Here is a 24,750-nt window from a genome sequence, read left to right as displayed (position 1 = left end):
GGGCGGGCGCGAACAGGTCGAGGCTTCGCCCGGTGAGACTGCCGAGCCCGGCGCCGGCGGCGAGGAGGCCGAGCCCGAGCAGGGCGACCGGCAGGGCGTAGTGGTGCAGGGTCAGGGTGGTGCAGGTGCCGTCGCCCGCGCAGCGCACCGTCAGCACCGTGCCCTCCGGGTAGGCGCGGGGCGCGTCGGGCAGCCGCACGGGGGCGCTGTCGACGGTGCCGCGGCAGGTGGTGACGGCGGTGCGGATCGTGCGCCGGTCGGTGCTGCACGAGGCGACGGTCAGGGAGCGTTCGGGCCGCTGGCGGGCATCCGACAGGGCCTGGAGCTCGGCGAGGCCGACGACCAGGACGGCGACGCCGAGGGCGGCCACCACCAGGGCCGCGAGGAGGCGGACCCAGGTCGAGCGGTTCGAGCCGCGTCCGCGCGCTTTCCTGTCCTGCTGCTGGGGCATGACGGCCCCTCACTTCCCACCCGAACCGATGTGCGGGCCCAAGCTACCGCGTCAGACGAACAGGTGGGCCAGCAGGCCGGCGACGGTGAGCAGGACGGCGGCGAGGGCGGCGACCGCCGTGGCGCGGTGGGCGCGGCGGCTGCGGAGGAGTTCGGCGCGGTGCGGTGCGAACAGGTCGACGGCGCGGACCGTGACGGCCAGCAGGCCCGAGCCGGTGACGAGCAGCCCGAGGACGGTGAGGCCGAGGGCGAGGACGTGGCGGCCGACGGTGGGGAGGTCGCAGCTGCCGTCCCGGTCGCAGCGCACCGTCACCACGGTGCCGCCGGCGTACTCCTTCGGCGCGTCGTGCAGCAGCAGCCGCGCACCGAGGACGTCGGTGCTGCCCGGGTCGCGGCTGCCGTGGCAGGTGGTGACGCCGCTGCGGTACCGGTGGACGGTGCTGCACGAGTCGACGGTCATCCGCAGCTCCGGTCGGCGGTGCTGGTCGGCGAGTTGCTGCACCGCAGCCGCCCCGGCGAGCAGCAGCGCCACCCCGAGCGCGGCTCCGAGCAGCGGGAGCAGCAGGGCGAACACCCCGGGGCGCGGCGCGGACGGGAGGCGCTCGCCGCGCTTCGGGGTGGGCCGGTACTTGGTCCGGTCGGGCTTCCTCTGCTCGGCCATGACGGGCCGTCACCCCTTCCCCCGTGCGAGCGGCGCCCTGCCCGGCGCGACGGCCCAAGCTACCGCAGGCCGGGGCCCGCGGATAGGATCACCGGATGACCGAGTTCCGCATCGTGGAAGCAGTGGCGCTGTCGCCCGAGGAGACCTGGCGACGCCTCACCGACTGGCCCCGGCACGGCGACGCGGTGCCGTTCACCACCGTCACCGGCGACACCCGGACGGTGGTCGCGCGCACCGGCCTCGGCCGGCTCGGCTTCGCGGACGTGATGGACGTCGCCCGCTGGGAGCCCCCGCAGGACGGCGGGCCCGGCCGGTGCCGGCTGGTCAAGCGCGGGCCGGTGGTGACGGGCTGGGCCGAGATCGAACTCCGGCCCCACCGGGGCGGCACGGCCGTGCGCTGGTGCGAGGACCTGCGGATCGGCGTCCTGCCCGCGCTGTTCGACCGGCCGACCGCCTGGTGCGGCCGCGTGGTGTTCCGCCGGGCGCTGCGCAGGCTGCTGCGCGGCTGAGACGTCCGGGCGGGGCGTCCGGGCGGGGGAGTGCGAGCGGGGCGTCCGAGCGGGGCGTCCGGGCGGGGGAGTGCGAGCGGGGGCGTACGAGAAGGGCCCGGGCCACCGCCGTGGTCCGGGCCCCGCTCAATGACCGGACGTCAGATCAGGCCCTGGGCCAGCATCGCGTCCGCGACCAGCTCGAAGCCGGCGATGTTCGCGCCGACCACGTAGTTGCCGGGGCTGCCGTACTTCTCGGCGGTGGTGAAGCAGGAGTCGTGGATGTGCTTCATGATCTCGCCGAGCCGGTTCTCGGTGTGCTCGAAGGTCCACGAGTCGCGGGAGGCGTTCTGCTGCATCTCCAGCGCGGAGGTGGCGACACCGCCCGCGTTGGCGGCCTTGCCGGGCGCGAAGGCCACGCCGGCCTCCTGGAACACCCGCACCGCCTCCGGGGTGGTGGGCATGTTGGCGCCCTCGGCGACGGCCTTCACGCCACCGCGGACCAGCGCCAGCGCGTCCGACTCGTGCAGCTCGTTCTGGGTGGCGCAGGGCAGCGCCACGTCGCAGGGGACGTTCCAGACGCCGGTGCCCGCCACGTACTTGACGTGCGAGCCGCGCGCCTCGGCGTAGTCGGAGACGCGGCCGCGACGGGTCTCCTTGACCTCCTTGAGCAGGGCCAGGTCGATGCCCTTCTCGTCGACCACGTAGCCGGTCGAGTCGGAGCAGGTGAGGACCGTCGCGCCCAGCTGCTGGGCCTTCTCGATCGCGTAGATCGCCACGTTGCCGGAGCCGGAGACGACCACGCGCTGGCCCGCCAGGCTCTCGCCGCGGGTGCGCAGCATCTCCTCGGTGAACATCACGCAGCCGTAGCCGGTGGCCTCGGTGCGCGCCTGCGCGCCGCCCCAGCCCAGGCCCTTGCCGGTGAGCACACCGGACTCGTAGCGGTTGGTGATCCGCTTGTACTGGCCGAACAGGTAGCCGATCTCGCGGCCGCCGACACCGATGTCACCGGCCGGGACGTCGGTGTACTCGCCGAGGTGGCGGTGCAGTTCGGTCATGAAGGACTGGCAGAAGCGCATGATCTCGGCGTCCGAGCGGCCCTTGGGGTCGAAGTCGGAGCCGCCCTTGCCGCCGCCGATCGGCATGCCGGTCAGGGCGTTCTTGAAGATCTGCTCGAAGCCGAGGAACTTGACGATTCCGAGGTTGACGGAGGGGTGGAACCGCAGTCCGCCCTTGTACGGGCCGAGGGCGGAGGAGAACTCCACCCGGAAGCCGCGGTTGACGTGGATGTCGCCCTTGTCGTCGGACCACGGCACGCGGAAGATCAGCTGCCGCTCGGGCTCGCAGACCCGCTCGATGATCCGCGCGTCGACGAGTTCGGGGCGCTGCTGCAGGACCGGGCCGAGCGTCTCCAGGACCTCGCGGACCGCCTGGTGGAACTCGTTCTCGCCCTGGTTCCGACGCAGGACTTCCTGGTACAGCGGCTCGATCAGGCGGGCACCGGCGTCGGTGGACGCGGCAGAGCTGTGGGTGGCCGGCATCAAGGCACAACCTTCCGTGGATCGGATGGTGCACGAGGGCGCCCCCGTCCCGGGGGCCGCCCTTGGTCCTCCTCGCCGTTGAGGATCGCCGCCGACGCGCCTGACACGCGCCGCGCGGCGGGGTGGGACCTATGGTCCAGGCCATTGTCACAGTGCTGACCTGGATTCATCGACAGCGTGTCCAGCATGTGAACACCCCGATCAGGTGAATCCGGCCGCCGGGCGCCGCCGGAAGCCCGAACCCGGCGCATCGTGCAGGTCCGGTGACCGCCGGTGCTCAGCGCGGCAGGACGGTGACGCCGTTGTCTTCGAAGATCTCGTCGATGATCCGGAGTACCGATCCGCGTTCGGGCTCGTCCGGATCCATCGGCTCGGCGTCGAGCGCCGCGCGGCTCGGGCCGGAGTGCTCCCACTCAAGGGTGACGGACTCCGCGCCGCCCCAGCTGGGCAGCCGGAGGCAGTCTTCCAGGGCGGCCAGGTTCCAGCCGAAGTAGCCGCCGGGGCCGTTCACGGCCTCGCCGAGCGCGCAGTAGAAGGCGTACTCGTCCACGATGTGCCGGCCGTCGATCCGGTAGTGGCCGTGCGGCGGCCACTGCTGCTCGTGCGGTCGCGGCCGGTGGGAGAAGAGCGCGGCACCGGCCCAGGCCGTCCGGCCCGCCCGGTCCAGGCCGTGCCAGAGACCGGGGCGGTCGAGGGAGCCCGAGTGCCGCAGACGCCAGGGCCGTTCGTAGGCCGGCGAGAGGTGGTCCCCCTGGAGTTCGACGGTGATGTCCCAGAGCCCGGCGCCGCGCGCGGAGGGCCGGGCAGCCAGCACGGTGAGCTGGTAGAGCGACAGATGGCCCATCCGGCGGCCCTTGGCGTCCTGCGGCAGCAGGAAGGCCCAGCCCTCGAGTTCGGCCTCCGGGGTGCCGATCCGGGCGAGCGCGGCGAGCAGCGAACCCGCGGGCGCGCAGCCCAGCAGTTGCACGTCCCAGCGGTACCGCTCGTCGCCCGAGTCGTCGTACCCCTGGAACAGGTCGACGAACTCCTGGACGTGCCCCCAGGATTCGTCCAGCTCGTCGCCGATCAGTTGCCCGCCGATGCCGTGGCCCGCCAAACGTCCTGCCCCCTTCGTGTGCGCTCGGGGCAGGGTATCCGGCGGGCCGGGGCGGCGTCAGGGGCGGGGCTGGATCCACCAGGCGGTGGTGGCCGGGGGGAGGGTGTCGGGCGGGCAGGGGGAGGAGGAGAGGAGGGGGTGCCGGTGACGGGGGCGGGGGCGGGGTGGTGCCGAAGTTGATGGCGACCAGGAGGCCGTCGCCGCGGGTGAAGGCGAGGACGTTGGGCGGGGTCTCCAGCCAGCGGAGGGTGCCCTCGCCGAGCTGGGGGAGCAGGCGGCGCAGGTGGAGCGCCTCGCGGTAGAGGTGGTAGGGCGAGGTGTGGTCGGTGAGGGCACCCTCGGCGGTGTGCGCGGCGAAGGACGGCGGCTGGGGCAGCCAGGTGGGGGCGGAGCCCTCGGGGCCGAAGCCGAACGGGGCCTCGCTGCCGGACCACGGCAGCGGGACGCGGCAGCCGTCCCGGATGCCCTTGCGGCTGCCGGTGCGGAAGAAGATCGGGTCGGTGATCACGTCGTCCGGCAGGTCGTCGACCTCCGGCAGGCCGAGCTCCTCGCCCTGGTACAGGTAGGCCGCGCCGGGCAGCGAGAGCATCAACAGGGCGGCGGCGCGGGCCCGTTCGGGGCTGCCGAAGCGGGTGGTGGTGCGGACCTGGTCGTGGTTGTTGAGGACCCAGGTGACGGTGGAGCCGGTCGCGGTGATGTCGCGCACCGCCGCGTCGATCACCTGGTGGAAGTGCTCGGCGTCCCACGGCGCGTGCAGCAGGTGGAAGAAGAAGGCCTGGTGCAGCTCGTCCGCCCGCACGTACTTGGCCTGCTCGGCCGGCGTCGGCACGGACGCCTCGCCGACCAGCAGCCGCTGCCGGCCGTCCTGGGCCGTGTACTCCTCGCAGATCGCCCGCCAGGACCGCCACACGTCGTGGACCTCGGGCTGGTTCCAGGCCAGCGGGTTGACCGAGTCGCGGGTGCGCTCGTCGGCCTCCGGGTCGGGGGAGTCGGGGAGTTCGGGGTGCTTGAACAGGCCGGCGGCGACGTCGATCCGGAAGCCGTCCACGCCGCGGTCCAGCCAGAACCGCAGGACCTTCTCGAACTCGTCCGGGACCTCGGGGTTGCGCCAGTTCAGGTCCGGCTGCTCGGGGGTGAACATGTGCAGGTACCACTGGCCGGCGGTGCCGTCCGGCTCGGTGATCCGGCTCCAGGCGGGGCCGCCGAACATCGCCCGCCAGTTGTTGGGCGGCAGTTCGCCGTCGGTGCCGCGGCCGTCCGCGAAGTGGAAGCGGGCCCGCTCGGGGCTGCCGGGGGCGGCCAGCAACGCGTCCTGGAACCACGGGTGTTCGGTGGAGCAGTGGTTGGGCACGGTGTCCAGGACCAGGCGCAGGCCGAGCTTGCGGCAGTCCTCGACCAGCAGGTCGAAGTCCTCCAGCGAGCCGAACATCGGGTCGACGCCCTTGTAGTCCGCCACGTCGTAGCCGTGGTCGTGCTGCGGCGACGGGTAGAACGGGTTCAGCCAGATCCCGTCGACGCCCAGGCGCTTGAGGTACGGCAGCCGGGCGCGCACCCCGGGCAGGTCGCCGATGCCGTCGCCGTTGGAGTCCTGGAAGCTGCGCACGTAGACCTGGTAGATCACCGCGTCCCGCCACCACAGGGAGTCGGGGGCGGCGGGCGCCGTCTGCTCGGCGGGGAGCTGGCGCTCCCCGGGGGCGGCGGCGGAGGGGCCGGGGACCTCGGCGGGGCGCGGCGGATCGCCGGGGACGACGGACGTGATCATGCGTCACCTTCACGGGAGCGCGCGAGGGAGGTCGCGCTGGCAGGTGTGGGAACCGGCCTTGCTGACAGGCCGTCAGTTCCTCGGAGATACCTGCATGTTAGGTATAGGCCAGAGAGTGTGTCCAGGAGACTGCCGGGACTGATGTCACTTCCTGCGCCACAGGGTGCCACCACCTGGACCGATCCGGGGCGGGTTCCGGACGAATAAGCGGGCGCGCATCGGGGTAGGGCAACGCCCAGGAGCGCCGCCCGGCGCACGGCCGACCACGGTCCGACCGCCCGGCGCACCCCCCGGACGTTCAAGGAGGCACCCGCGTGCGGCTACCCCTGCTCGCACTGCTCGCCATGGGCCCCGCGCACGGCTACCAGCTCCGCCGCGCCCTGGAGAGCACCTTCGGCCCGGCCTACCCGCGCACCAACGACGGGCAGGTGTACATCACGCTGGGCCGGCTGGAGAAGTCCGGCCTGATCGAGGGTCGGAACGTCGCCCAGGACGGCCGCCCCGCGAAGCGGGTGTTCGCGCTGACCGACGCCGGGCGGCGCGAACTCGCCGACTGGTTCGCCCGGCCGTCCGAGGGCGCGAAGGTCCGCGAGGAGTTCTTCCTGAAGCTGGTGCTCGCCCCGCAGACCCGGCTCGCCGACCGCCGCACCCTGATCGACGTCCAGCGCTCGCACTGCCTGGCCACCCTGCGCGGGCTGCACGCCAGCGCCGACCGCTCCCGCGGGCACGGCGCGTCCCGGCTGCTGATCGAGGGCGCCGTGCTGCAACTCAAGGCGGAACTCGACTGGTTGGAGCGCTGCCAGCAGGAGTTCACGTAGGACGTCCGCACCGAGGGGCGGGCGGTGCGCTCCAACCCCCCCGCTCAAGGCACCAGCCTCTCGCTCAAGGCGCCGACCCCTCGCTCAAGGCGCCGCGACGCCGGCCGCCATGCCGGCCAGCATCCAGTCCAGGGCGCGGTGGAACTGCCGTTCGCGCAGCACCGCCTCGGGCTCCTTCGGCCGCTCCGTCACGACGCCCGACTCGGCGACGCCCGGGATCTCCAGCACCGCCTCGGTGATCTCCTCGATCAGCCCCTCGGTGGTGGTGCCGGCCGCGCCCGCCTTCTCCTGCCAGTTGACCTCGGTGGCGGTGAAGCCGTACGCGTACTGGAAGATCGCCGACAGGGCCGCCATCGCGTCGGGCTCCGGCAGCGGCGACTCCCGGGAGATCTCCAGCGCACGGGCCGAGAAGCGCATCGAGTTCGGCCCGATGTTCAGGTAGTCGTTGTAGATCCGCACCGCCCACGGGTGCGCCAGCATCGCCGCCCGCCAGGTCACCGCCAGCGCCCGCAGGCCGTCCTGCCAGCGCAGGCCGTCGCTGGTCCGGGGCAGTTCCATCTCGCCCGCCACCACGTCGAGCGCCAGCTCCAGCAGGTCGTCCTTGTCGGCGACGTACCAGTACAGCGACATCGGCGTGACGTCGAGCCGGGCGGCCAGCGCGCGCATCGAGAACTTCGCCTCGCCCTGCTCGTCGAGCAGCCGCACCGCCGCCGCGACGATCACCTCGCGGTCCAGGCCGCCCGCGCCGCCGGCGGCGGCCCCGCCGCGCGGGTGCCGCGGCGGCCCGGGCGGGCTGCGGGGTGAGCCACACGCTCTTCTTCACCTGTGAGGCGCGCTTGACGGCCACGCTGCTCCTTCGCGTTCCGGGGTACCGGCGGACCGGGCTTGAGGTGCCTACACGGTACGCGCCCGGGCCCGCGCGAGGTGCGCGGGCCCGGGGACGGTCGGCGGCCGGTCAGCTCGGCGAAGCCGCAGGTGAGGGCTCCGGCTGCGGGGCCGGGCGGCGGGGGTGGCGGGCCGGTCCGCCCGGTACAGCAGCGCCGCCGAGAGCAGGCCGCCGAGCAGCACCGCGGCCGCGCCGATCAGCTGACTGGACGTCAGCCCGTCGGCGAACGCCGTCCGCACCGCGGCGCGGGCGCCGTCGTCGGGCGCGGCGGCCAGCGCCTCCGGCAGCGACCGGGCCGCCGAGCCGGGCACCGCGTCGGGCAGGCCCGCCGCGAAGCGCGAGCCGAGCACCGCGCCGAGCACGGCCACGCCGAGGCCGCCGCCGAACTCGGTGGCGGTGCCCTGCAGGCCGGCGCCGGCACCGGCCCGCTCCGGCGGGATCGCGCCCATCAGGGCGGAGGCCATCGCCGGGGTGGCGAGCGCGATGCCGCAGCCCATCAGCAGCAGGCCCGCCAGCAGCCCGGCGTAGCCGTGCGCCGAGCCGGTCACCGCGATCACGGCGAGGCCGCCGGCCAGCAGCGCCATGCCGATGGCGATCGCGCCGGAGAAGCCGGTCTTCGGCAGCAGCCGGGCGCCGACGCCGGTCAGGTTGAGCGCCACGATCACCAGGGCCAGCGGGGACATCCGCAGGCCGGCCTCCAACGGCGGGTAGCCGAGCACCAGTTGCAGGTACTGGGTGAGCAGGAACAGCGAGCCGGCCATGCCGAAGGCGCTCAGGATGCCGCCCGCGACCGCGCCGTTGAACCGGCGGTTGCGGAAGAACGCCATGTCGAGCATCGGCGTCGGGGTGTGCGCCTCCCAGGCGACGAAGCCGCCCAGCGCGAGCACGCCGACCGCCGCGGACAGCAGCACCTTGGTCGAACCCCAGCCGTCCACCGGGCCGGAGATGATCGCGAACACCACGCCGACCATGCCGACGGTGGACAGCACCGCGCCCGGCAGGTCGGGCCGGCGGCCGGCCGGGTCGCGGCTCTCCGGCAGCAGCCGGGTGACGGCGAACAGGCCGATCAGCGCCACCGGAATGTTGATCAGGAAGATCGAGCCCCACCAGAAGTGCGCCAGCAGCGCGCCGCCGAGCAGCGGGCCGCCGGCGAAGCCCAGCGAGCTGACGGCCCCCCAGATGCCGATCGCCTTCGGCACCTCGGCGCCCTGGAAGACCTGCATCACCACGGCGAGGGTGGTGGTCATCAGCAGCGCCCCGCCGACGCCCATGCCGGCCCGGGCGGCGATCAACTGCCCGGAGGACTGGGCGAAGGCGGCGGTGGCGGAGCCGATCCCGAACAGCGCCAGCCCGGCCAGCAGGGCGCGCTTGCGCCCGTACCGGTCGGCGAGGCTGCCGGCCGTCAGCAGCAGGCCGGACTGGACCAGCGCGTAGGCGTTGATCATCCACTGGACGTCGGCCGTGCCCGCGCCCAACTCCTCGGTCAGCGACGGGATCGCCACGTTCAGCACGGTGTTGTCGAGCAGGACCACCAGGGTGGCCAGGCAGACCACCGCCAGGATCACCCAGCGGCGCGGGTGCGGGGCGGTCGCGGGGACGGATGGCTGTGACAAGAGAGGAACCCCCAGAGCGGACGCGCGGACGAGCATGCGTTGTACACCGTAGAGGAACTCTTCTACGGTGTACAACGCATTTCTGCGCGAGGCTTCCAGGGAGGGAGCGGCCGTCGGTCCTCACCGCCGCCCCGGCCGGCTCACCGCGGTCAGGCGGTGTGCCAGCGCTGGTCGTCCGCGTCGTTGCAGTACCACTGGATGATCGGGGTGCGGTTCGCGGAGCTGCCGCCCTGCACGCTGACGCACAGGTTGGAGTTCTTGTTCCGGAAGCGCATCTTCCAGGCGTCCGCCGTCATGTAGTTGTCGATGTACCAGACCTGGTTCGCGTTGCCGAGGCAGTCCCACTGGCCCAGCTGGGCACCCGCCGTCGTCGTCCAGCCCGGGGCCTCCAGGCACTTGCCCCAGTTGTTGACGATCTCGTAGGCGCCGCCGCCGGTGTTCTCGAACGTCCACAGCTGGTCGTTGTTGCCGTTGCAGCTCCACTGGATCGCCAGGGTGCCGTTCCCGCTGCCGCCGCCGTCGTTGGCCAGGCACTGGTTGGTGGCGTTGCTCCTCAGGTTCCCCAGGAAGTCGCTGGCGGCCGAGGCCGAGCCCGTCGAGGTCAGGGCGAGCGACACGGTCAGCGCGGTGACGGCGCCGGCGGCGGTGAGCAGACGGCCGAAGCCGGTCCTGCGGGTCATGGGGTCCTCCCGATCGGTGCTGCTGGGTGCGGTGCCCGGCCAACCTAGGGCCGACCCGCCGTCAGGTCCGGTGCCGAACCGCCCGGTGAGCGGGCCCGGAGGGTGTCGCACTGCACACCGAGCGTGTTGATCTCCGGCTCGCGGCGCGGATAGCCTGGACCCGAATCGACTTCGGATGTCACGCGGGGGAAGCGACATGCGCGAGACGTCCCCGCCGGCCGGCCGCACCCTCGAACGCCTGCGCCGCGCCGACGACGTGCTCGACCTCCAGGCCGCCGGCCGCCGCGGCGGCACCGCCGCTGTCCTGCGCCGCCTCGCCGCCCGCACCCGCGCCGGCGTGCTGCTGCTCCACCCCACCGGCACCGACGCCTGCCCGCCGCCCACCCCCGTCGGCACCGCCGAACGCGCCCTGGCCCGCAGCGCCGTCCGCGAAGCCGCCACCCGCGCCGCCGGCTCCGCCGCCGTCGGATCCTCCGCCCTGACCTGCCTGGTCGTCACCCTGCCCGGCCGGCCCGGCACCCGCCCGCCCGTCCTCGCCGCCGTCGCCCCCGGCCCGCCCCGCCCGAACTGCCCGTCCTGCTCGCCGACGCCGCCACCGTGCTCAGCCTCACCTGGGACGCCGAACACGGCCGCCGCCAGGCCCACCGCGCCCGACTCGCCGACACCGGCACCCGCGAAGCCGTCCTGCACCTGCTGATGGACGGTCAGATCGCCGTCGCCCGCCGGCTCGCCCGCACCCTGCGCCGCGAACTGCCCGACACCGTCCGGCTGTACGCGGTCGAAGGACCCGCCGCCGCCCGCCGGGAAGCCGCCGACCGGGCCACCGCCGCCCACGCCTGGGCCGGCCGCGAACCCGGTGCCGCCCGCCGCACCCTGATCCTCGAACCCGCCGACGGCAGCCGCCCGTCCGCCGCCTGGCTGCACCACCCCGCCGTCGCCGACACCTGCCACGTCGGCATCAGCGACGCCGTCCCGCTGCGCGACACCGCCACCGCCCACCGGCAGGCCCTGCACGCCCTCGCCGCCGCCCGCAGGCACCCCGAACGCCGCGCCGCCCACACCCCGCCCCGCGACCTCGCCACCGCCCTCGGCCCGGACGGCGCCCACTGGGCCGCCACCGCCCTCGCCCCGCTGCACACCCACCGCCCCGCCCGCCCCCAGGACCCCGACGGCCCGCCCTGCTCGCCACCGCCGCCGCCTGGCTGCACCACCCCGCCGACGCCGCGAACCGCCTCGGCATCCACCGCAACACCCTGACCGCCCGCCTCACCCACCTCCACCGGCTGCTGCACCTCCACCCGCACCGCCTCGCCGACCGCGCCACCCTCGCCTCGCCCTGCGCCTGCACCCCGAGACGCCGCCGCCCGCCGCCGAGCCGCCCACTCTGGACCGGCTGCTGACCCGCCCCCAGACCGCCGACTGGGCCCGGCACCTGCTCCAGCCCTGCGCGCCGCCCCGCCCGCGCTGCCGCACACCCTCGCCCGCTGGCTCCACCACGACGCCCGGACCGCCCCACCGCACGCGAGTTGGGCCTCTCGCCGGCAGCCGTCCGCAAACGCCTCGCCCGGATCGAGACCCTGCTCGACCGCGCCCTGCTGCGCCCGCCGACGGCCGTCCACGAGCTGTGGCTCGCCCACCGGGCGCTCGGGAGCGGCGACCTGACGGCGCGTTGAGGATCAGCGCGGGTCGAGTTCGAGTGCCGGGCCGAGCCAGGCCAGCATCTGCCGCAGCCGCAGCCGGGCCTGCTCGTCCAGGCCGGGCCGGGCGATCATCTCGCGCAGCCAGGACGCCGCCTCCTGGCCGGCGCCGGCCACCAGCATGTCGTTGAGCAGCTCCAACTCCTGGTCGCTGGGCAGCCAGAGGATCTCCAGCGCGTGCCGCCAGCACTCGAGGGCGGCCTCGCGGAGACCGAAGCTCGCCAGCCCCTTGGCGAGGGCACGGATCTGCGAGACGGAGACGCGGGTGCGGGTCTTGGCGGTGCGGATCGCGGTGGGCAGGTAGTCCAGCCCCTCGGCCTCGACGAGGGTGCCGAGCGCCGTGAAGATCTGCTGGCCGCCGGCGGCCGGGGAGGCGAGGAGCCGGTGCGCGAGCGCCACGGCGAGCGGGATCAGGGCGCCGGCCGACACGTCCAGCACCGACAGGACGCCCGCCACCCAGTCCTGGTGGGGCCCGGGCTCCTCCGCCAGGACCTGTTCCACCAGCGGCCCGAGCTCTGCGGGCCGGGCCTTGAGCAGCACGCCGGCGGCGTCCTTGTAGTACGACTCGGGCAACAGCGGCGTGCGCAGCGCGAGCGAGGCCAGCACGGCAGCTTCGGCAGTCGCCCCGGCGTCCAGCAACTCGCGTGCGCAGCGCGGACGTTCGTACGGATCGAGGTCCTCGCCATGGCGCAGCAGCGCCATGATGTCGGGGGCCGCGGAGCTGCCCGCGGCGGCCAGCCAGGCCGACACCACCAGGTGCGTCTCGTGCGTGGGCCGGTTCGGTGTGGACAGCACCTGCCTGGCCCACTCCACCGCCAGCAGGGACCGGCCGGTCTCGGCGGCCGCCCGAGTGAGCCAGGCGGCGAGATACGGCGGCTGGCCGGCCGCCGGGGTGGCGTTCCTCAAGGCGTGGAGCACCGGTTCGGGACGCTCCTTGCCGTGCACCCGGGCCCAGATGCCCGCCGCGTTCTTCAGCGGCAGGGCCGGCATCCGGTCGGAGCGGAGGATGCTCTCGGCAACCCGGGCGGCCGCGGCCGGCTCCCCGGACTCCTCCAGGGTCCGCGCCAGCACATCACGGCCGTTGGAGTCGAACACCGGCCGGTCCAGCGCCGCCGCCACCACCTCGTCCGCGCAACGGCCCTGGGAGGACGCGAGCCAGGCCCTGGCCGCCCGCTGCAGGTCGCCGGAGCGGGCCGACGGATCCGCGAGCACCTCGCGGGCCAGCTCCCGGACCCGGTCGGCCTCGCCCAGGACGTCGAGCGCCTCGGCGGCGATCGCCGTCTCCCAGGTGTCGGCCCGGATCCCCTCCCGGACGGAGCGGGTTCGCGCCAGCACCGCCTGCTGGGCGGTCGTGCCGAGGGACAGCGAGATCCGGGCCGCGGTCGGCAGTTCCTCGTACGTCCCGGGCAGGATGTCCGCGAGCAGCGACTCGGCCTCCGACGGCGCGCACACCCGGCTCAAGGCCTCCAGCGCGCCCAGGCGTTGGGCTACCGACAACACCCGGCTCGCCGCCAGCGCCCGCAGCCGGTCGGCCGTTCCCGGCCGGTCCGCGAGCGCGGACAGCGTGGCGAACGCCTCCCGCAGGGCCGACTCGTCGTCCTGGTTGCGGACACTGTCCTGGAGCCGCCGCAGGATCTCCGACCACGTCCGCCCGCTCACCCGCACGCCTTCGGCGACCAGCAGACCGGCAAGGTTCACCGGATCCCTGTCGTCGATCATCCGGCGCAGCAGGTGAGCGACGATCAGGTCGGCGTCGCAGTCCGGCCGTTCCGCCCACAGGCAGAACGTGAACAGCGCCAGGGTGTGCTCCGCCTCGCCCATCCCCTTCCCCGCCCAGCTGTCCAGCTCCGGGAAATCCGGCGGAATCTCCTCGGCGTAGGACCGGGCGGCCAGGAACTCGGCGAACGAATGGTGCAGGAACCGCAGGTCGTCACCCTGCGGGACGAGCAGGCCGGTGCCCAGCAGCAGGTGCCGCAGCTCAGCCTCCCAACGCCCCGTCAGCGCCAGCCCCGCCGGCCGGTGCTCCCGCACCCACCGGCGGGCCGCCGCCTCCAGCGAGCTGTCGCTCTCGATCCGGTGCCGGGCCAGCGCGCCGACCAGCTGCTCACGGACCCGCCGGACCCACCCCGCCAGCTCGCCGTCCCGCCCGTCCCGGCCGACCGCGCCGCGGCTCACCAGGTGGTCGTGGAACAGCTGGTAGAGACTCAAGCGGTTCGCCGGAAGCGGCCGTTGCGGGTCGATCGTCGCGCTGACCGCGGCGATGGTCGCCAGCAGCGGATTCTGCACCAGCTCGCTCAGCCGCCCGTCCTCGGTCTCCCGCAGGAACCGCGAGGCCGCGGCCTCCGTCTCCTCCGGGCCCCGGTCCTGCGCGCGGAACCACTGGGTGGCGAAGTTGCGCAGCTCCGCCCGGCTGAACGGCTCCATCCGGTACGAGCTGAACGCGGCGCCGCGCAGCGGCGTCAGCTCGATCTCCGGCAGCGGACGGGTCGTCACCAGGAAGCGGTACGCGCCGTCCGACCGGGCGTGCTGCGCGATCACCCGGATCAGCTGCGCCCGGGCCTGCCGGTCGGTGATCTCGTCCAGGCCGTCGACCAGCACCAGCCACTGCGCGCCCTGCACCCGGCCGGTGAACAGCCCCGGATCGGCCTCGGCGACCAGGCTGTGGCCCATGCTGTCCCTCGCCGCGTCGCACAGCGCGGCGCTCCACGAGCCGGAGTGCTCCACCAGAGCGCGGGCGGCGATCCGCAACGGCACCAGCGGCTCGGTGGCCGGCGCGGCCAGACTGCTCTCCTGCCGCAGCCAGACCCGGGACAGCAGCCAGGTCAGGTGGTTCGTCAGCGTGGACTTGCCGGAACCCGGCTCGCCCGTGACCAGCAGGTGCCCCGGCCGCTCGAAGATCTCGCTCAGCGGCAGCACGGTGTCCCGCTCCGAGGAGGAGGCGGGCGGGTGCGAGCTGTCCGACCCCACCGCGGGCGTGCCGTGCACCTCGGGGCCCGCGGCCTCCCGGCCCGCCGGCACCGCGGCCCGCATCTGCTGCCGCACGTAGATCGCGGACAGCGGCGGCTCCTTGACGTCGAGGATGTCGTACGGCAGCCGGTCGGCGGAACGGGACTGCGCCTCCAGCAGGTTGCGCAACGCGAGCGCCGGCAGCGGGAGTTCCGACCAGGACGTCAGGCGCGGACGGGAGGACTGCTGCTCGGCGGCGGTGGCGCGGTCCCGCGCGTCCTTCGCCCGGGTCCAGATCGGCACCACCTCGGCCGGATCCCGGCCGAGCGCCGTGGCGAGCGCCTTGGTGAACTCCAGGGTCAGCAGCCGCGACGCGTTGTGCACGCCGTACACCGCCGCCTTGCCGGCGAAACCGGTCCGGACGAACGCGTTCGGGGTGCCGTAGCCGGCGCTCACCAGCGCCTGCCGGAACCAGGACGCCAGCTCCAGCAACTCCGGGTACCGCACCTGCTCGTCCTTCGGCGGACGCCCCGCTGGCATGTCCTCCCCGCTCGGTCACGACCCCTGAATTTCTCCGAGTTTCCGTAGCCTAGTGGGAAATTGACGCCCCGCAAGAGCCTGGAATCCGGCCGTCCGGCCACCGACCGACGAGCGGGGAGACCGACCATGGGAGTGTTCGACACCGGCGATCCGGTGGTGCTGACCGTACTCGGCGCGGCGAGCGCGGCGGCGACCGTCGCCCGCGCCTGGATCCGCCACCGCACCGCGATCCGGCTCGAACAGGAACGCACCCGGCGCGTGCTCGGCGCCCTGACCGGCGCCACCCGGCAGGGCCGGGCCGAGGTGGTGCGGGCCTGTGCCGAACTGGAGGCGAAGGCGGCCCGGCCCGGGAACTCCCGCCGTGACGCCGGGCGTTGAGGCCGACATGGTGGCAGTGGTGGCGGTCATGGGCAGTCTGGTGTTCCCCGCGGCACTGGTGCTGCTGGGGTTCGCGGCCTCGGCGGCCCGACGGACCCTGCCCCGCAGAACCGGCCCGCCGGCGCCGAACGCGGCGTCGGCGCGCAGGCCGGAGAGGAACTGCACGCCCTGCTGTACGCGGGCAAGCGGGTGCAGCTGGAGCAGCGCCGGATCGAACTGGTGCTCCGCGACGACGAGCACGACGGCGCACCCCCGCGCACCGGCATCGACCTGGCCGCCGGAACCGCCCGGCTCCGCCGTCCCGGCGCGGCGGAGGGCTGACGGTGCGTCGGGCGGCGCGGAGGGCCGGGCGGTGCGTCGGCGGGCCGTCAGCGGGTGGAGATCCGGAGGCGGAGGCGGCGCGGGCGCAGGACGGTGGCGAGCGGGACCGGCCGCAGATCGGCGTCCGGCTCCGGGAGGAGCCGCCAGCGGGACAGCAGGGTGGCCAGCGCGAGGACGCACTCGGTGCGGGCGAACAGGTCGCCGACGCACTTGCGGGCCCCCGTGCCGAACGGCAGGAAGGCCAGCCGGGCGGCGGGCGTGACCCGCTCCGGCCGCCAGCGGTCCGGATCGAACTGGGCGGGCGCCCGGTACGCGGCCGGGTGCCGGGACACCGCCGCCGGGGAGAACACCAGCGTGGTGCCCGCCCGCAGCGGGTGGCCCGCGAGTTCGGTCGGCGCGGTCGTCACCCGGGTGAACAGCCAGCCCGGCGGGTGCAGCCGCAGCGTCTCCGACACCACCCGGTCGACCGCGCCGAGCCTCGGCAGGTCCTCCCACCCCGGCGCGCGCCCGTCCGCCAGCACCTCCGCCAGCTCGGCCCGCACCTGCTCCTCGGCCGCCGGGTGGTGGGAGATCCGCCACAGCGCCCAGGTGAGGGTGGCGGCGACGGTCTCCGTCCCGGCCGCCAGCAGCGTGATCACCTGGTCGTGCACCTCGGCGTCGGTGAGTCGCGCCCCGTCCTCGTCGCGGGCCGCGAGCAGTGCGGACAGCAGGTCGGGCTCGGAACCGTCGGCCCGGTCGCTGCGGCCGACGGGTGCGGCCACCCGGTAGTCGGCGATCAACTGCCGGGTGGCGTCGTGCAGGTAGGCCAGCGCCCGGTGGTAGCGCAGGGTGGCCGGCAGCGGCAGGCGGCGTACCGGCCCCGGCAGGAACATCTGCCGGAACAGGCCGTTCAGCACCGTGTCGAAGGCCTGCTCCACGCTGCGTGCCAGCCTCGCGTCGATCGCCGTGGAGTACAGCGTCCGGCCCAGGGTGCGCAGCGCCAGGCCGTAGCAGACCGGGAAGGCGTCGATCACGTCGCCCGCCCGCCAGGTGCCCGTGACGGCCGCGAGCTCGACCTGCACGGCGTGCGCGTAGCGCTCCAACTGGGAGCGGCGGAAGGCGGACTGGACCAGCCTGCGCTGCCGGCGGTGGTCCCGGTGCGGGCAGGTGACCAGGCCGTTGCCCGCCACGTCCCGGGCCCGCTCGTAGAACACCCCGCCCTTGTCGAACAGCCGGTCGTCGGCCAGCACCCGGTTCAACAGGTCCGGGTGGCACGGCACCTGAGCGGCCGTCGGCCCGAGCCGCACCGCCACCAGGTCGCCGTGCGTGTGCAGCGAGGACAGGAACCCCGCCGAGCCGCGCAGCAGCCGGAGCCCGTGCCCGACCAGCGGCAGGGCGCCCGGTGCGACGGCGGCGGAGTAGGTCGGTGGCGGCGGCGACGGCGGCATTCCTCCACGGTAGGCAGCGCGGACCGGACCCCGGCCGCGACGCGCGGCCCGCCGCCCGGCGGCCCGGGCGGGGTCCGGGCGCGGCGGGGGAGTGCGAACGCAGGTTCGCGGAGTGGCTGCGGACTCCGCGAGTTGACGGGGAGTCGGAGGGTGCGCCGCTCCCTGGGTTCGGCGTGCGGCACCTGTTCTTCACGCGTCAGCGGCGGACGCGGTCGGAGCCGAGCAGCGCGGACGCGCCCCGGCGCTCCGGCGCGAGCAGCACACCGGAGGTGACGCCGCGCCGGCCCACCACCAGCGCCCCGCCCAGGAAGCCGACGCCGCTGGACAGTTGCAGCGGCCGGGCGTCCGACGGTAGCCCCGCGCGCTCGGCGAGCACCGAGAACCCGGCCATCAGGCCGAAGGGAGAAGGTCCGGGCCGGGTACCGCTGCCAGAGCGCGCCCTCCCGCGGCCCGACCCGGACCGTCGCGCCGCGCAGCGCCCCCGTCGCGAGCCCGAGCACGCCGCCCTGCGAGGGTAGTCCGGTTCAGAGGGGTTCAGTAGCCCAGGAGTTGGGGGCGAGAGGGGCGGCCGGCGGCGGGACGGAGGGCTGACTCCGGGGTGATGAGCGGGGGGCGACGCAGCATCAGTGGGCGGCGGGGTGGCGGGAGAGGAAGGGTTCGGCGAGGAGGCGGGCGGCCGGGCAGAGGGTCTGGCCGTGGCGGGCGAAGAGGGCGTCGCGCGAGTCGAAGTGGCCCAGGTCGGTGCGGACGTGGGCGGAGAGGTCGCACGGGCCGGTGGTGGGGCAGGCGGCAGTGGCGGTGCCGTCCCAGTCGACCGCCGTGCGGGAGAGGGCCTCGAACAGGGTCTCGGAGCCGGAGTTGGTGAAGGGCTCACCGGTGCGGCCGGTCGCCGGGGTGTCGGCGAACAGGGCGGAGATCGGCAGCCACGGGTCGTCCGAGGGCCGCTCCGGGAGGAGGAACTCCGGCCAGGCGAGCACCACTTCGGTGGGCACCAGGGCGCGCAGACGGGGGAAGCGCGGGTACCAGAACCGGCCGTCCACGAGCAGGCCGCGCACCCGGGTCGGCACGCCCCAACTGCGGGCCACCGCCTCCAGGACGGCCATCCGCTGACTGCACGAGCCCCGGCCGGTCCGCAGCACCTCGGACACCGGGCGCTCCTCGTCGATCGAGTAGACCGGCCGGACCGCGCCGGCGATCCAGCGGTGCGCCCGCCGCAGCGCCGCGACGGTCTCCCCGGCGGCGGGCGGCGAGCCGAGGGCGGCGACGGCGGCGCGGACCCGAGGGTGCGTCAGGTCGAGGACCCGGGTGGGCGCGGTGCTGCCGGCGGCCGTCGCGGCGGGGGCGGTCGCCCGTCGGTCGTACCGGCGGGGCATCAGCAGCGTGCTCGTCATGACCGTCCTCGTTCCGTCCGGGTGCGCCGCCCAGCCTTCCAGGAAAGTTGAACGCGTTCAAGTGCAAGGGCGGGACAGTGGCGGGCGGCACTTGACGGACCGTCGCCCGGCCGGCGGCGCGGCGCTCCGCCCGGAGCCCCCGGCGTCGGCCTACCCTGGACAGCACGGAAGGACGTGGCGAACGTGGCGCACCGGATCGACGGCAGCACGGGGGACGTCCTCACCGCACGCCTGCGCACCCTGATCGCGCGGCTCACCGAGCTCGAACCCGAGGTCCGCGCCGACCGGCCCGACGCCGTCCACCAGATGCGGATCGCCGCCCGCCGCCTGCGCAGCGTCCTGCGCACCCACCGCCGCCACCTGGCCGGCGACCACACCGACATCGAGGACGAGCTGCGGCTGCTCGGCCGGAGCCTCGGCCGCGCCCGCGACGCCGAAGTGCTCGGCGAACGCCTGCTCGGCCACGCCCGCGACCTCCCGGCGGGCGGTGACCGCGAACGGGTCCTCGCCGAACTCACCACCTGGCACCGCCGGGAGGCCCGCGAGGCCCGCACCGCCGTGCTCGCCGCCCTCGACGGCCGACGCTTCCGCGACCTGCTCGCCGACCTCGGCGCGCTCGCCGCCGACCCGCCGCTCGGCGCCCGCGCGGCGAAACCCGCCGGCCGGGAACTCACCCGCACCCTCCGCCACGAACAGCGGCGCACCGTCGAACGGCTCGCCGCCGCCGAGAACGCCCCCGAGGGCGCGGCCCGCGAACACGCCCTGCACGACGCGCGCAAGGCCGCGAAGCGCGCCCGCTACGCGGGCGAGACCGCCGGCCGCGCCGCCCGCAGCTTCACCCGCCGGATGAAGGCGTTGCAGGACGTCCTCGGCCGGCACCAGGACGCGATCGTCGCCCGCGAGGCCGTGCGGGGCCTCTCGGACGGCGGCTTCGGCTACGGGGTGCTGTTCGGCCGCGAGGTGGCGGAGGCGGCGTTCGCGCGGGAGCTGCTGCCCCGGGCGTGGAAGCGGGCGGAGCGCCGAGTGAAGCGGATGCGGTGACGGACCGTCAGGCCGTGGCCTGCGTGGCCTGCGCTGCCGTCAGGCTCGCAGGTGACGGAGCGTGAACTCGGGGAGGGCGTACGGGCCGGCCTGCGGGGCGGCGGGGTCGGTCGGGGCGTCGGCGCCCGGGATGTCGGCGGCGTGGGCCTCGGCGTCGTCGACGGGGGTGTAGTCCAGGACGGACGGGTCCGGGAGTTCCCAGAAGCGGCGGGAGTTGGCGGAGACGGCGTACGCGGTGGCGAAGCGGACGGTCGGCGGGGCGGTCAGGGCGGCCCGGACGAAGCCGACGGCGTCGCGCGGGCTGAGCCAGGTGGAGAGGTGCCGGGCCTCGGTGGGGGCGGCCTCGAAGCTGCCGATGCGCAGGCAGACGACCGACAGGCCGAACTTGTCGGCGTAGAGCCGCCCGAGCGCCTCGACGGCCGCCTTGCTCACGCCGTACAGCCCGTCCGGGCGGACCGGATCCTGCGGCCCGGTGAGGTGCCCGGCCGGGTGGAAGCCCGTCACTCGGTTGCTGCTCGCCAGCACCACCCGGGGGATGCCGGTGCGGCGCGCCGCCTCCAGGACGTGGTGGGTGCCGAGGACGTTGACGTCCAGCAGGTCCGGAAGTGACGCCTCGTCGGGCAGGCCGCCCAGGTGGAGCACCTGGTCCGCGCCGGCGAGCGCCTCCTCGACGGCGTCCGCGTCGCGCAGCTCGACGGTGCGGACCTCCTCGGTGGCGGACTCGGCGCGCAGCGGCACCCGGTCCAGCAGGATCAGCCGCTCCGCCTCGCCCCGGAGCGCCGCGCGCACCACGGATCCGATGTTCCCCGCCGCGCCGGTCAGCGCCACCGTACCCAGCCGCACCGTGCCTCCTGGTTGCTCTGGACCGTCCGTCCCTTCAGGCGTCCCGGACGATCGGGTGTTCCGCATTCTGGTCACCGGACTCGACCCGATCAAGGGCGGGGCCGTCCGTGCCCGGAGGACCGGCACTTGATCATGGTGGGCGGGCGTGGTTCAGTGCACGGCAACACGTAGGCGGGGGAGGGGCGATGGCGCGCGGATGGACCCGGGTCACCGGATGGGCGGCCGTGCTGAGCAGTGTGTTCGCGGCCGGGCACGGGACGGCGGTGGCGCTGCTGCCCTCCGGGCAGGCGGCCGGGACGGCCGAGCGGGTGCTGCCGGGCGCCGTCGCGGTGCTGTGCGCGCTCGGCTGGCTGGCGGCAGCAGCGCTCGACCGGCGGCGGGCGCCGCTGCGCAAGGACACCGGGGCGGGACGGCCGTCCTGGCTGCTGGCCGGACTGATCGGGATAGGCATGGTGCTCGCCTCCGTGGCGGCGCTCGCCCAGGCCAACGGGCCGGACCAGGCCGACGGGCGGCAGCTCCGCCGGATCGCGCAGGCCGGCGGGGTCGAACGGCAGTTGCCGATCGTCGCGGTCCGCTCCGAGTCCGAGGAGCTCGGCCGGGTCAACCGCCGCCGCGTCCTCCGCACCACCGTCGACCTCCAAGTCCCGTACGCGGCCGGGCCGCGCACCGTCACCACCCAGGTGGAGACCAACGGCAGGCCGCACGCGGGCGACCTGGTGACCGCCCGATTCGCCCCCACCGCGCCGGAGTTGGGCGTCCGCGCGGAGCGGGAGATGACGGTGGACGGGCTCGGGCTGATCTGGATCCTCGGCCTCGGCGCGGTCTGCCTGGTATTCACGCCGATCGTGACGATCGACTCCCGGGCGCGGATCCACGCCTGGCGCCGCTACCGCCCCGACGTCCACCTGCCCTCGCTCGCCCTGCTGGCCCTCGGTGCCGCCGCCGCGGCCTACGTCGGACTCGCCCTGCCGTCCCCCTGGCTCGGCTGGCCACTGGCGGGCCTCGCCGCCGCGACCCCCTGGCTGTGCCTGACCCTGGCCGGTCGGGCTTCGTCCGAAGAACGCGAGCGGCCGGCGGCGGGCTGACGGCATGTCATATAGGTGCGGCGCTGGCACGCTCCGGTGGGCCTGGCAGCGTGCCGGGCGCCGTGATGCCCCGGACGGCCGCCGGCGGTGCTCCTCGCCCGCGTCGGCGGCCGTCCGCGTCGGCGCCACCGCCGATCCTCAGGCCAGCGCGGCTGCCAGGCGCTGCGGCAGGGTGTCGTAGGGGTGGCAGTCGACCACCGGGAGGCCGTGGGTGCGGGCCTCGGCGGCGAGCCAGTCGGAGTAGGCGGCGCTGACCGCGGCGCGGGCGGGCTGGGGGCCGAGGTGCGGCTCGCGGTCGGCGTAGTTGGCGCCGATCCGTGCCGGGTCGCCCTCGTGGAGGAAGACCGCGCGCAGGCGCCGGTGCTGCCCGGCGGCCTCGGCGGCGGCCCGTACCGCGGCGGCGGGGGTGAGGTAGTCGCCCTCGACCACGGCGGGCACCGGCACGCTCAGCCGGTTGCGGACGACGCCGAGCACGGCCTCGTCCATGGCCTGCGCGGTGGCGATCTGCAACTCCAGCACGCGCTCGGCGCCCAGGTCCCGTTCCGGGTCGCGGTAGGCCGCGAAGCGGTGCAGCGCCGGGTGGGTGGCCGGGGTGGTGGCTGCCTGGAGCGCCGCGACGACATCGTCGAACTCGACCGTGAACGCACCGCGGGCCCCGGCCAGCAGGGCGGCGGCCCGGCTCTTGCCGACACCGGAGGCACCGCCGATCAGCAGGACGTCCCAAGCATGATGATCACTGCGCATGCCCCCACCGTAGGCGACGCGAAGAGCCGCCCGCGGGGCGGGGTGCGGGGCGCCCGCCCCGCGGACGGGCCGGTTGGTGAGGGGGCGTCAGCCGCCTTGCCGGGCCGGCAGACCGCCGGCCCGGGGTGGGGCCGGCGGCAAGGCGTCGGGCGGCAGGGGTCAGGCGGCCTGGTCGAAGGAGGCGGCGAGGCGGGGGACGTAGTCGGCGAGGGCGGGGGCCCAGCAGCCGTAGTTGTGGCCGCCGTCGCAGGTGGGGGAGAGGGACGAGCCGTTGCCGTAGTCGACCAGGCGGCCGGCGATGCCGAGCTGGTCGAGGCGGCTCTTGACGGTGGCGGAGGCCAGGGCGGTGAAGTGGTCGATCGGGCCCTGGTTGCCGGTGTAGAGGGCGATGTCGGTCTCGGCGAGCCGGGCCAGGTTGCCGAGCGCGGCCGGGTCGACCTCGTTCCAGACGTGGTCCGCGCCGAACACCGGGTAGGGCGAGCCGAAGATCGCGTCGCTGTCGACCACGGCCCCGTAGCCGGTGCACTGCCCGGTGCCGGCGGGGCTGGAGGTGCTGACGGCGCACCACGCGCCGGTCAGGTTGAGCTCGGTGGCCAGTACCGCGGCGCGGATCTCCGCCATCCCGAAGTCGATCCCGCCGGAGAGCGCGGCGACGTGGCCGAACAGGTCGGCGCGGGCCTCGGCGTAGTGCAGGGCGCCGTAGCCGCCCATCGACAGGCCGACGACGGCCCGGTGGGACCGGTCGGCGCGGGTGCGCAGGTTGGCGTCGACGAACGGGACGACCTGCTCGGTGTGGAAGGTCTGCCAGTCGGCCGCGCCGACCGGGGTCCGCTGCATCACCCAGTTCGCGTACCAGCTCTTCAGTCCGCCGTCCGGCACGACGGTGATCATGCTGTCGGAGTGCAGCGCGGGCGCGGCCGAGGCGTCGTCCACGGAGCCGCCGCCCCCGTGCAGGAAGTAGCTGACGGGCCAGCGCCGCTCGGGCTGGGCCGCGTAGTCGCGGGGGAGCAGGATGCGGATCCGGTGGGTGCCGGAGAGCCGGGCGGTGGTGACGGTGACGGTGAAGTCGGTGCTGGAGCGCACCACCGGTCGGCCGACCTGGGTGAGGCCGAAGCCGTCGGCGAGGACGGGCGGCGCGTCGTCCTGGGCGTGGGCGGGTGCGGCGCCGAGCAGCGCGGCCAGGGCCGCGGCGGCGGTGGCGGCGGCCAGGGTCCTGGCCCGGCGGTACCAGGCGGGGAAGAAGCTCATGTGCGGGTCCTCCGGAGTCGGGTCGGGAACGGGAGCGGTGCCGGCCTCCGGCTAGAGCGCGCAGTAGGCGTCGGCGGTGGCCTTGGAGGTGTCCTGCTGGCCCTTGGTCGGGGCGAGCAGGTGGTACTCGTTGTTGGCGCGGACGACCTGCTTGCTGCCGTCGTCGTTCGCGTACCAGTCGCTGTAGTAGCCGAGCACGGCCCCGTTGTGGCCCCAGGCCCACTGCCCGCACGGCAGTTGCTGGTGGATGATGCCGAGCCCGTAGCCGATCTTCCCGTCCGTGCCGACGGGGACGGTGGTGGTGAGTTCGGCCTGCTGCGCGGGCGGCAGCAGCCGGCCGGACATCAGGGCCCGGCCGAAGGCGGCCAGGTCGTCCAGGGTGGACACGATCGCCCCGGCCGCGCCGAAGACCTGCACGTTGGAGGTGGTGGCGTCGAGGATGGCGATCCCGATCACCGGGTACTCGTAGCCGCGCAGGTAATTGCCGTGCAGGGTCGGGTCGGTGGTGGGGAAGGTGGTGTTCCGCAGGCCCAGCGGCTCGACGATCCGGTGCTGGATCTCGGTGGCCGGGTCGTTGCCGGTGACGGCCTTGATCACCATCCCGGCCAGCACGTAGTTGGTGTTGGCGTAGCTCCACTGCTGCCCCGGCTCGGCGGTCGGCCGGTGCTGGGCGAGGCCGAGGTCGACCAGGGACTGCGGCGTCCAGGTGCGGGTGGGCTGGGTGTTGAGCGCGTAGGCCAGCGCGAACCCGTTGTCCTTGGCGTAGTCGGGCAGCCCGGAGGTGTGGTTGAGCAGCTGGCGCAGGGTGATCCGGCTGCCGTCGTAGCCGTTCGCCGCGACCGCGCCGGGCAGCCAGGCGGCGACGGTGTCGTCCAGCGACAGCCGGTGCTCGGCCTCCAACTGGAGCAGGACGGTGGCGGTGAACGCCTTGGTGTTGCTGCCGATCCGGAACTGGGCGGCGGGATCGGCGGGCGCCTTGGTGGACAGGTCGCCGACGCCCGCGTGCACGTACTGGACGGTGTCGCCCTGGCGGACCAGGCCGATCACCCCCGGGTAGCCGTTGGCGACGCCCTGCAGCGCGCCCGCCTGGAGGA

General features: G+C 74.9%; 24 protein-coding genes and 2 pseudogenes. 10 read left to right on the top strand and 16 right to left on the bottom strand.

The features are described from left to right. Together KCH_RS42115 and KCH_RS01375 are read right to left on the bottom strand one after the other, a co-directional pair. Nucleotides 1-451 (bottom strand): hypothetical protein (locus KCH_RS42115; RefSeq protein WP_035858268.1); only part of this gene is annotated, 451 nt, incomplete at its 3' end. A gap of 51 nt (nt 452-502) precedes the next feature. Further along, entirely contained in the window at nt 503-1,111 is a 609-nt protein-coding gene (locus KCH_RS01375; RefSeq protein ID WP_035858265.1) for a hypothetical protein, read from the bottom strand. Between the two features lie 95 nt (nt 1,112-1,206). On the opposite strand from KCH_RS01375, the gene KCH_RS01370 reads away from it, so the two are divergent. Beyond that, a complete protein-coding gene (locus KCH_RS01370) occupies nt 1,207-1,620 on the top strand; it encodes an SRPBCC family protein (RefSeq protein WP_035858263.1) in 414 nt (137 codons plus the stop codon). A 140-nt stretch (nt 1,621-1,760) separates the two neighbouring features. Here KCH_RS01370 and gdhA read toward each other — a convergent pair whose 3' ends face one another. The 3 genes and pseudogenes from gdhA to KCH_RS38955 form a co-directional block, all read right to left on the bottom strand. After that, a complete protein-coding gene (gene gdhA / locus KCH_RS01365; protein ID WP_035858261.1) occupies nt 1,761-3,140 on the bottom strand; it encodes an NADP-specific glutamate dehydrogenase in 1,380 nt (459 codons plus the stop codon). Nucleotides 3,141-3,573: 433 nt separating this feature from the next. Then, nucleotides 3,574-3,984 (bottom strand): annotated as a pseudogene (locus KCH_RS43725) (barstar family protein); the annotation flags it as partial. Nucleotides 3,985-4,293: 309 nt separating this feature from the next. Further along, nucleotides 4,294-5,998 (bottom strand): annotated as a pseudogene (locus tag KCH_RS38955) (glycoside hydrolase family 13 protein). 314 nt (nt 5,999-6,312) lie between these two features. Between KCH_RS38955 and KCH_RS01345 the strand changes: the two are divergent. Beyond that, nucleotides 6,313-6,816 (top strand): helix-turn-helix transcriptional regulator, encoded by a 504-nt coding sequence (locus tag KCH_RS01345; RefSeq protein WP_035858252.1) that lies wholly within the window; start codon nt 6,313-6,315, stop codon nt 6,814-6,816. A gap of 84 nt (nt 6,817-6,900) precedes the next feature. On the opposite strand, the gene KCH_RS01340 is transcribed toward KCH_RS01345, so the two are convergent. From KCH_RS01340 to KCH_RS01330, 3 genes are all read right to left on the bottom strand, one after another. Continuing rightward, the gene (locus KCH_RS01340) at nt 6,901-7,539 is read right to left on the bottom strand and encodes a TetR/AcrR family transcriptional regulator (RefSeq protein ID WP_208865906.1); all 639 of its coding nucleotides are present in this window, start codon (nt 7,537-7,539) and stop codon (nt 6,901-6,903) included. Nucleotides 7,540-7,710: 171 nt separating this feature from the next. Continuing rightward, on the bottom strand, nt 7,711-9,351 hold the full coding sequence (locus KCH_RS01335) for an MFS transporter (RefSeq protein WP_084223091.1): 1,641 nt from the start codon (nt 9,349-9,351) through the stop codon (nt 7,711-7,713). Between the two features lie 113 nt (nt 9,352-9,464). Continuing rightward, nucleotides 9,465-9,995, bottom strand: a complete 531-nt coding sequence (locus KCH_RS01330) for an RICIN domain-containing protein (protein ID WP_051652608.1) — start codon at nt 9,993-9,995, stop codon at nt 9,465-9,467. A gap of 196 nt (nt 9,996-10,191) precedes the next feature. On the opposite strand from KCH_RS01330, the gene KCH_RS43165 reads away from it, so the two are divergent. The 4 genes from KCH_RS43165 to KCH_RS38940 all read left to right on the top strand — a co-directional run bounded on the left by KCH_RS43165 (nt 10,192) and on the right by KCH_RS38940 (nt 11,668). Beyond that, nucleotides 10,192-10,692, top strand: coding sequence for a hypothetical protein (locus tag KCH_RS43165; protein ID WP_051652607.1), 501 nt, complete (start codon nt 10,192-10,194; stop codon nt 10,690-10,692). Further along, a complete protein-coding gene (locus KCH_RS38945) occupies nt 10,593-11,252 on the top strand; it encodes a hypothetical protein (RefSeq protein ID WP_051652606.1) in 660 nt (219 codons plus the stop codon). The genes KCH_RS43165 and KCH_RS38945 overlap by 100 nt, the downstream gene beginning before the upstream one ends. After that, the gene (locus KCH_RS46970) at nt 11,174-11,395 is read left to right on the top strand and encodes a helix-turn-helix domain-containing protein (RefSeq protein ID WP_425268880.1); all 222 of its coding nucleotides are present in this window, start codon (nt 11,174-11,176) and stop codon (nt 11,393-11,395) included. Before KCH_RS38945 ends, KCH_RS46970 begins: the two co-directional genes overlap by 79 nt. 126 nt (nt 11,396-11,521) lie before the next feature. After that, complete coding sequence (locus KCH_RS38940; RefSeq protein ID WP_167573946.1) at nt 11,522-11,668, top strand: hypothetical protein; 147 nt, start codon at nt 11,522-11,524, stop codon at nt 11,666-11,668. Nucleotides 11,669-11,671: 3 nt separating this feature from the next. Here KCH_RS38940 and KCH_RS01320 read toward each other — a convergent pair whose 3' ends face one another. Further along, entirely contained in the window at nt 11,672-15,178 is a 3,507-nt protein-coding gene (locus KCH_RS01320; RefSeq protein ID WP_157031825.1) for an NACHT domain-containing protein, read from the bottom strand. A 126-nt stretch (nt 15,179-15,304) separates the two neighbouring features. Between KCH_RS01320 and KCH_RS01315 the strand changes: the two genes are divergently transcribed. Both KCH_RS01315 and KCH_RS43720 read left to right on the top strand, forming a co-directional pair. Next, nucleotides 15,305-15,556: a hypothetical protein gene (locus KCH_RS01315; RefSeq protein ID WP_035858248.1), complete on the top strand. Its 252-nt coding sequence runs from the start codon at nt 15,305-15,307 to the stop codon at nt 15,554-15,556. 159 nt (nt 15,557-15,715) lie between these two features. Continuing rightward, a complete protein-coding gene (locus KCH_RS43720) occupies nt 15,716-15,877 on the top strand; it encodes a DUF6191 domain-containing protein (protein ID WP_341865467.1) in 162 nt (53 codons plus the stop codon). Between the two features lie 47 nt (nt 15,878-15,924). Here KCH_RS43720 and KCH_RS01305 read toward each other — a convergent pair whose 3' ends face one another. From KCH_RS01305 to KCH_RS01295, 3 genes are all read right to left on the bottom strand, one after another. Next, a complete protein-coding gene (locus KCH_RS01305; RefSeq protein WP_035858246.1) occupies nt 15,925-17,304 on the bottom strand; it encodes a cytochrome P450 in 1,380 nt (459 codons plus the stop codon). Nucleotides 17,305-17,500: 196 nt separating this feature from the next. Next, the gene (locus tag KCH_RS36590; protein WP_051652605.1) at nt 17,501-17,695 is read right to left on the bottom strand and encodes a hypothetical protein; all 195 of its coding nucleotides are present in this window, start codon (nt 17,693-17,695) and stop codon (nt 17,501-17,503) included. Between the two features lie 232 nt (nt 17,696-17,927). Next, nucleotides 17,928-18,695, bottom strand: a complete 768-nt coding sequence (locus KCH_RS01295) for a transglutaminase domain-containing protein (protein ID WP_035858244.1) — start codon at nt 18,693-18,695, stop codon at nt 17,928-17,930. Nucleotides 18,696-18,878: 183 nt separating this feature from the next. On the opposite strand from KCH_RS01295, the gene KCH_RS01290 reads away from it, so the two are divergent. Beyond that, on the top strand, nt 18,879-19,736 hold the full coding sequence (locus tag KCH_RS01290) for a CHAD domain-containing protein (protein ID WP_167573944.1): 858 nt from the start codon (nt 18,879-18,881) through the stop codon (nt 19,734-19,736). A gap of 39 nt (nt 19,737-19,775) precedes the next feature. Here the strand turns inward: KCH_RS01290 and KCH_RS01285 are convergent, their stop codons facing one another. Further along, on the bottom strand, nt 19,776-20,579 hold the full coding sequence (locus KCH_RS01285; protein WP_063750096.1) for an NAD-dependent epimerase/dehydratase family protein: 804 nt from the start codon (nt 20,577-20,579) through the stop codon (nt 19,776-19,778). 185 nt (nt 20,580-20,764) lie between these two features. Between KCH_RS01285 and KCH_RS01280 the strand changes: the two genes are divergently transcribed. After that, complete coding sequence (locus KCH_RS01280) at nt 20,765-21,664, top strand: hypothetical protein (RefSeq protein WP_035858242.1); 900 nt, start codon at nt 20,765-20,767, stop codon at nt 21,662-21,664. A 138-nt stretch (nt 21,665-21,802) separates the two neighbouring features. Here the strand turns inward: KCH_RS01280 and KCH_RS01275 are convergent, their stop codons facing one another. The 3 genes from KCH_RS01275 to KCH_RS01265 form a co-directional block, all read right to left on the bottom strand. Beyond that, nucleotides 21,803-22,408: an AAA family ATPase gene (locus KCH_RS01275; RefSeq protein ID WP_035858240.1), complete on the bottom strand. Its 606-nt coding sequence runs from the start codon at nt 22,406-22,408 to the stop codon at nt 21,803-21,805. A gap of 159 nt (nt 22,409-22,567) precedes the next feature. After that, nucleotides 22,568-23,656 (bottom strand): alpha/beta hydrolase, encoded by a 1,089-nt coding sequence (locus KCH_RS01270; protein ID WP_035858239.1) that lies wholly within the window; start codon nt 23,654-23,656, stop codon nt 22,568-22,570. A gap of 51 nt (nt 23,657-23,707) precedes the next feature. Then, nucleotides 23,708-24,750, bottom strand: a 1,043-nt coding sequence (locus KCH_RS01265) for a serine hydrolase domain-containing protein (protein WP_084224129.1), incomplete at its 5' end; no start/stop codon positions are given.

The organism is Kitasatospora cheerisanensis KCTC 2395, from assembly GCF_000696185.1.
Classification (GTDB): Bacteria; Actinomycetota; Actinomycetes; order Streptomycetales; family Streptomycetaceae; genus Kitasatospora; species Kitasatospora cheerisanensis.
Note: the sequence above shows the minus strand (reverse complement) of the source record. Positions and strands in the feature narration are given on the sequence as shown.

Coding starts and splice junctions, on each gene's coding strand:
- KCH_RS01375 (WP_035858265.1), bottom strand. CDS start 1,111: ATGGCCGAGCAGAGGAAGCCCGACCGGACCAAGTACCGGCCCACCCCG.
- KCH_RS01370 (WP_035858263.1), top strand. CDS start 1,207: ATGACCGAGTTCCGCATCGTGGAAGCAGTGGCGCTGTCGCCCGAGGAG.
- gdhA (WP_035858261.1), bottom strand. CDS start 3,140: ATGCCGGCCACCCACAGCTCTGCCGCGTCCACCGACGCCGGTGCCCGC.
- KCH_RS01335 (WP_084223091.1), bottom strand. CDS start 9,351: ATGCTCGTCCGCGCGTCCGCTCTGGGGGTTCCTCTCTTGTCACAGCCA.
- KCH_RS01330 (WP_051652608.1), bottom strand. CDS start 9,995: ATGACCCGCAGGACCGGCTTCGGCCGTCTGCTCACCGCCGCCGGCGCC.
- KCH_RS43165 (WP_051652607.1), top strand. CDS start 10,192: ATGCGCGAGACGTCCCCGCCGGCCGGCCGCACCCTCGAACGCCTGCGC.
- KCH_RS01320 (WP_157031825.1), bottom strand. CDS start 15,178: ATGCCAGCGGGGCGTCCGCCGAAGGACGAGCAGGTGCGGTACCCGGAG.
- KCH_RS01315 (WP_035858248.1), top strand. CDS start 15,305: ATGGGAGTGTTCGACACCGGCGATCCGGTGGTGCTGACCGTACTCGGC.
- KCH_RS01305 (WP_035858246.1), bottom strand. CDS start 17,304: ATGCCGCCGTCGCCGCCGCCACCGACCTACTCCGCCGCCGTCGCACCG.
- KCH_RS36590 (WP_051652605.1), bottom strand. CDS start 17,695: ATGGCCGGGTTCTCGGTGCTCGCCGAGCGCGCGGGGCTACCGTCGGAC.
- KCH_RS01295 (WP_035858244.1), bottom strand. CDS start 18,695: ATGACGAGCACGCTGCTGATGCCCCGCCGGTACGACCGACGGGCGACC.
- KCH_RS01280 (WP_035858242.1), top strand. CDS start 20,765: ATGGCGCGCGGATGGACCCGGGTCACCGGATGGGCGGCCGTGCTGAGC.
- KCH_RS01275 (WP_035858240.1), bottom strand. CDS start 22,408: ATGCGCAGTGATCATCATGCTTGGGACGTCCTGCTGATCGGCGGTGCC.
- KCH_RS01270 (WP_035858239.1), bottom strand. CDS start 23,656: ATGAGCTTCTTCCCCGCCTGGTACCGCCGGGCCAGGACCCTGGCCGCC.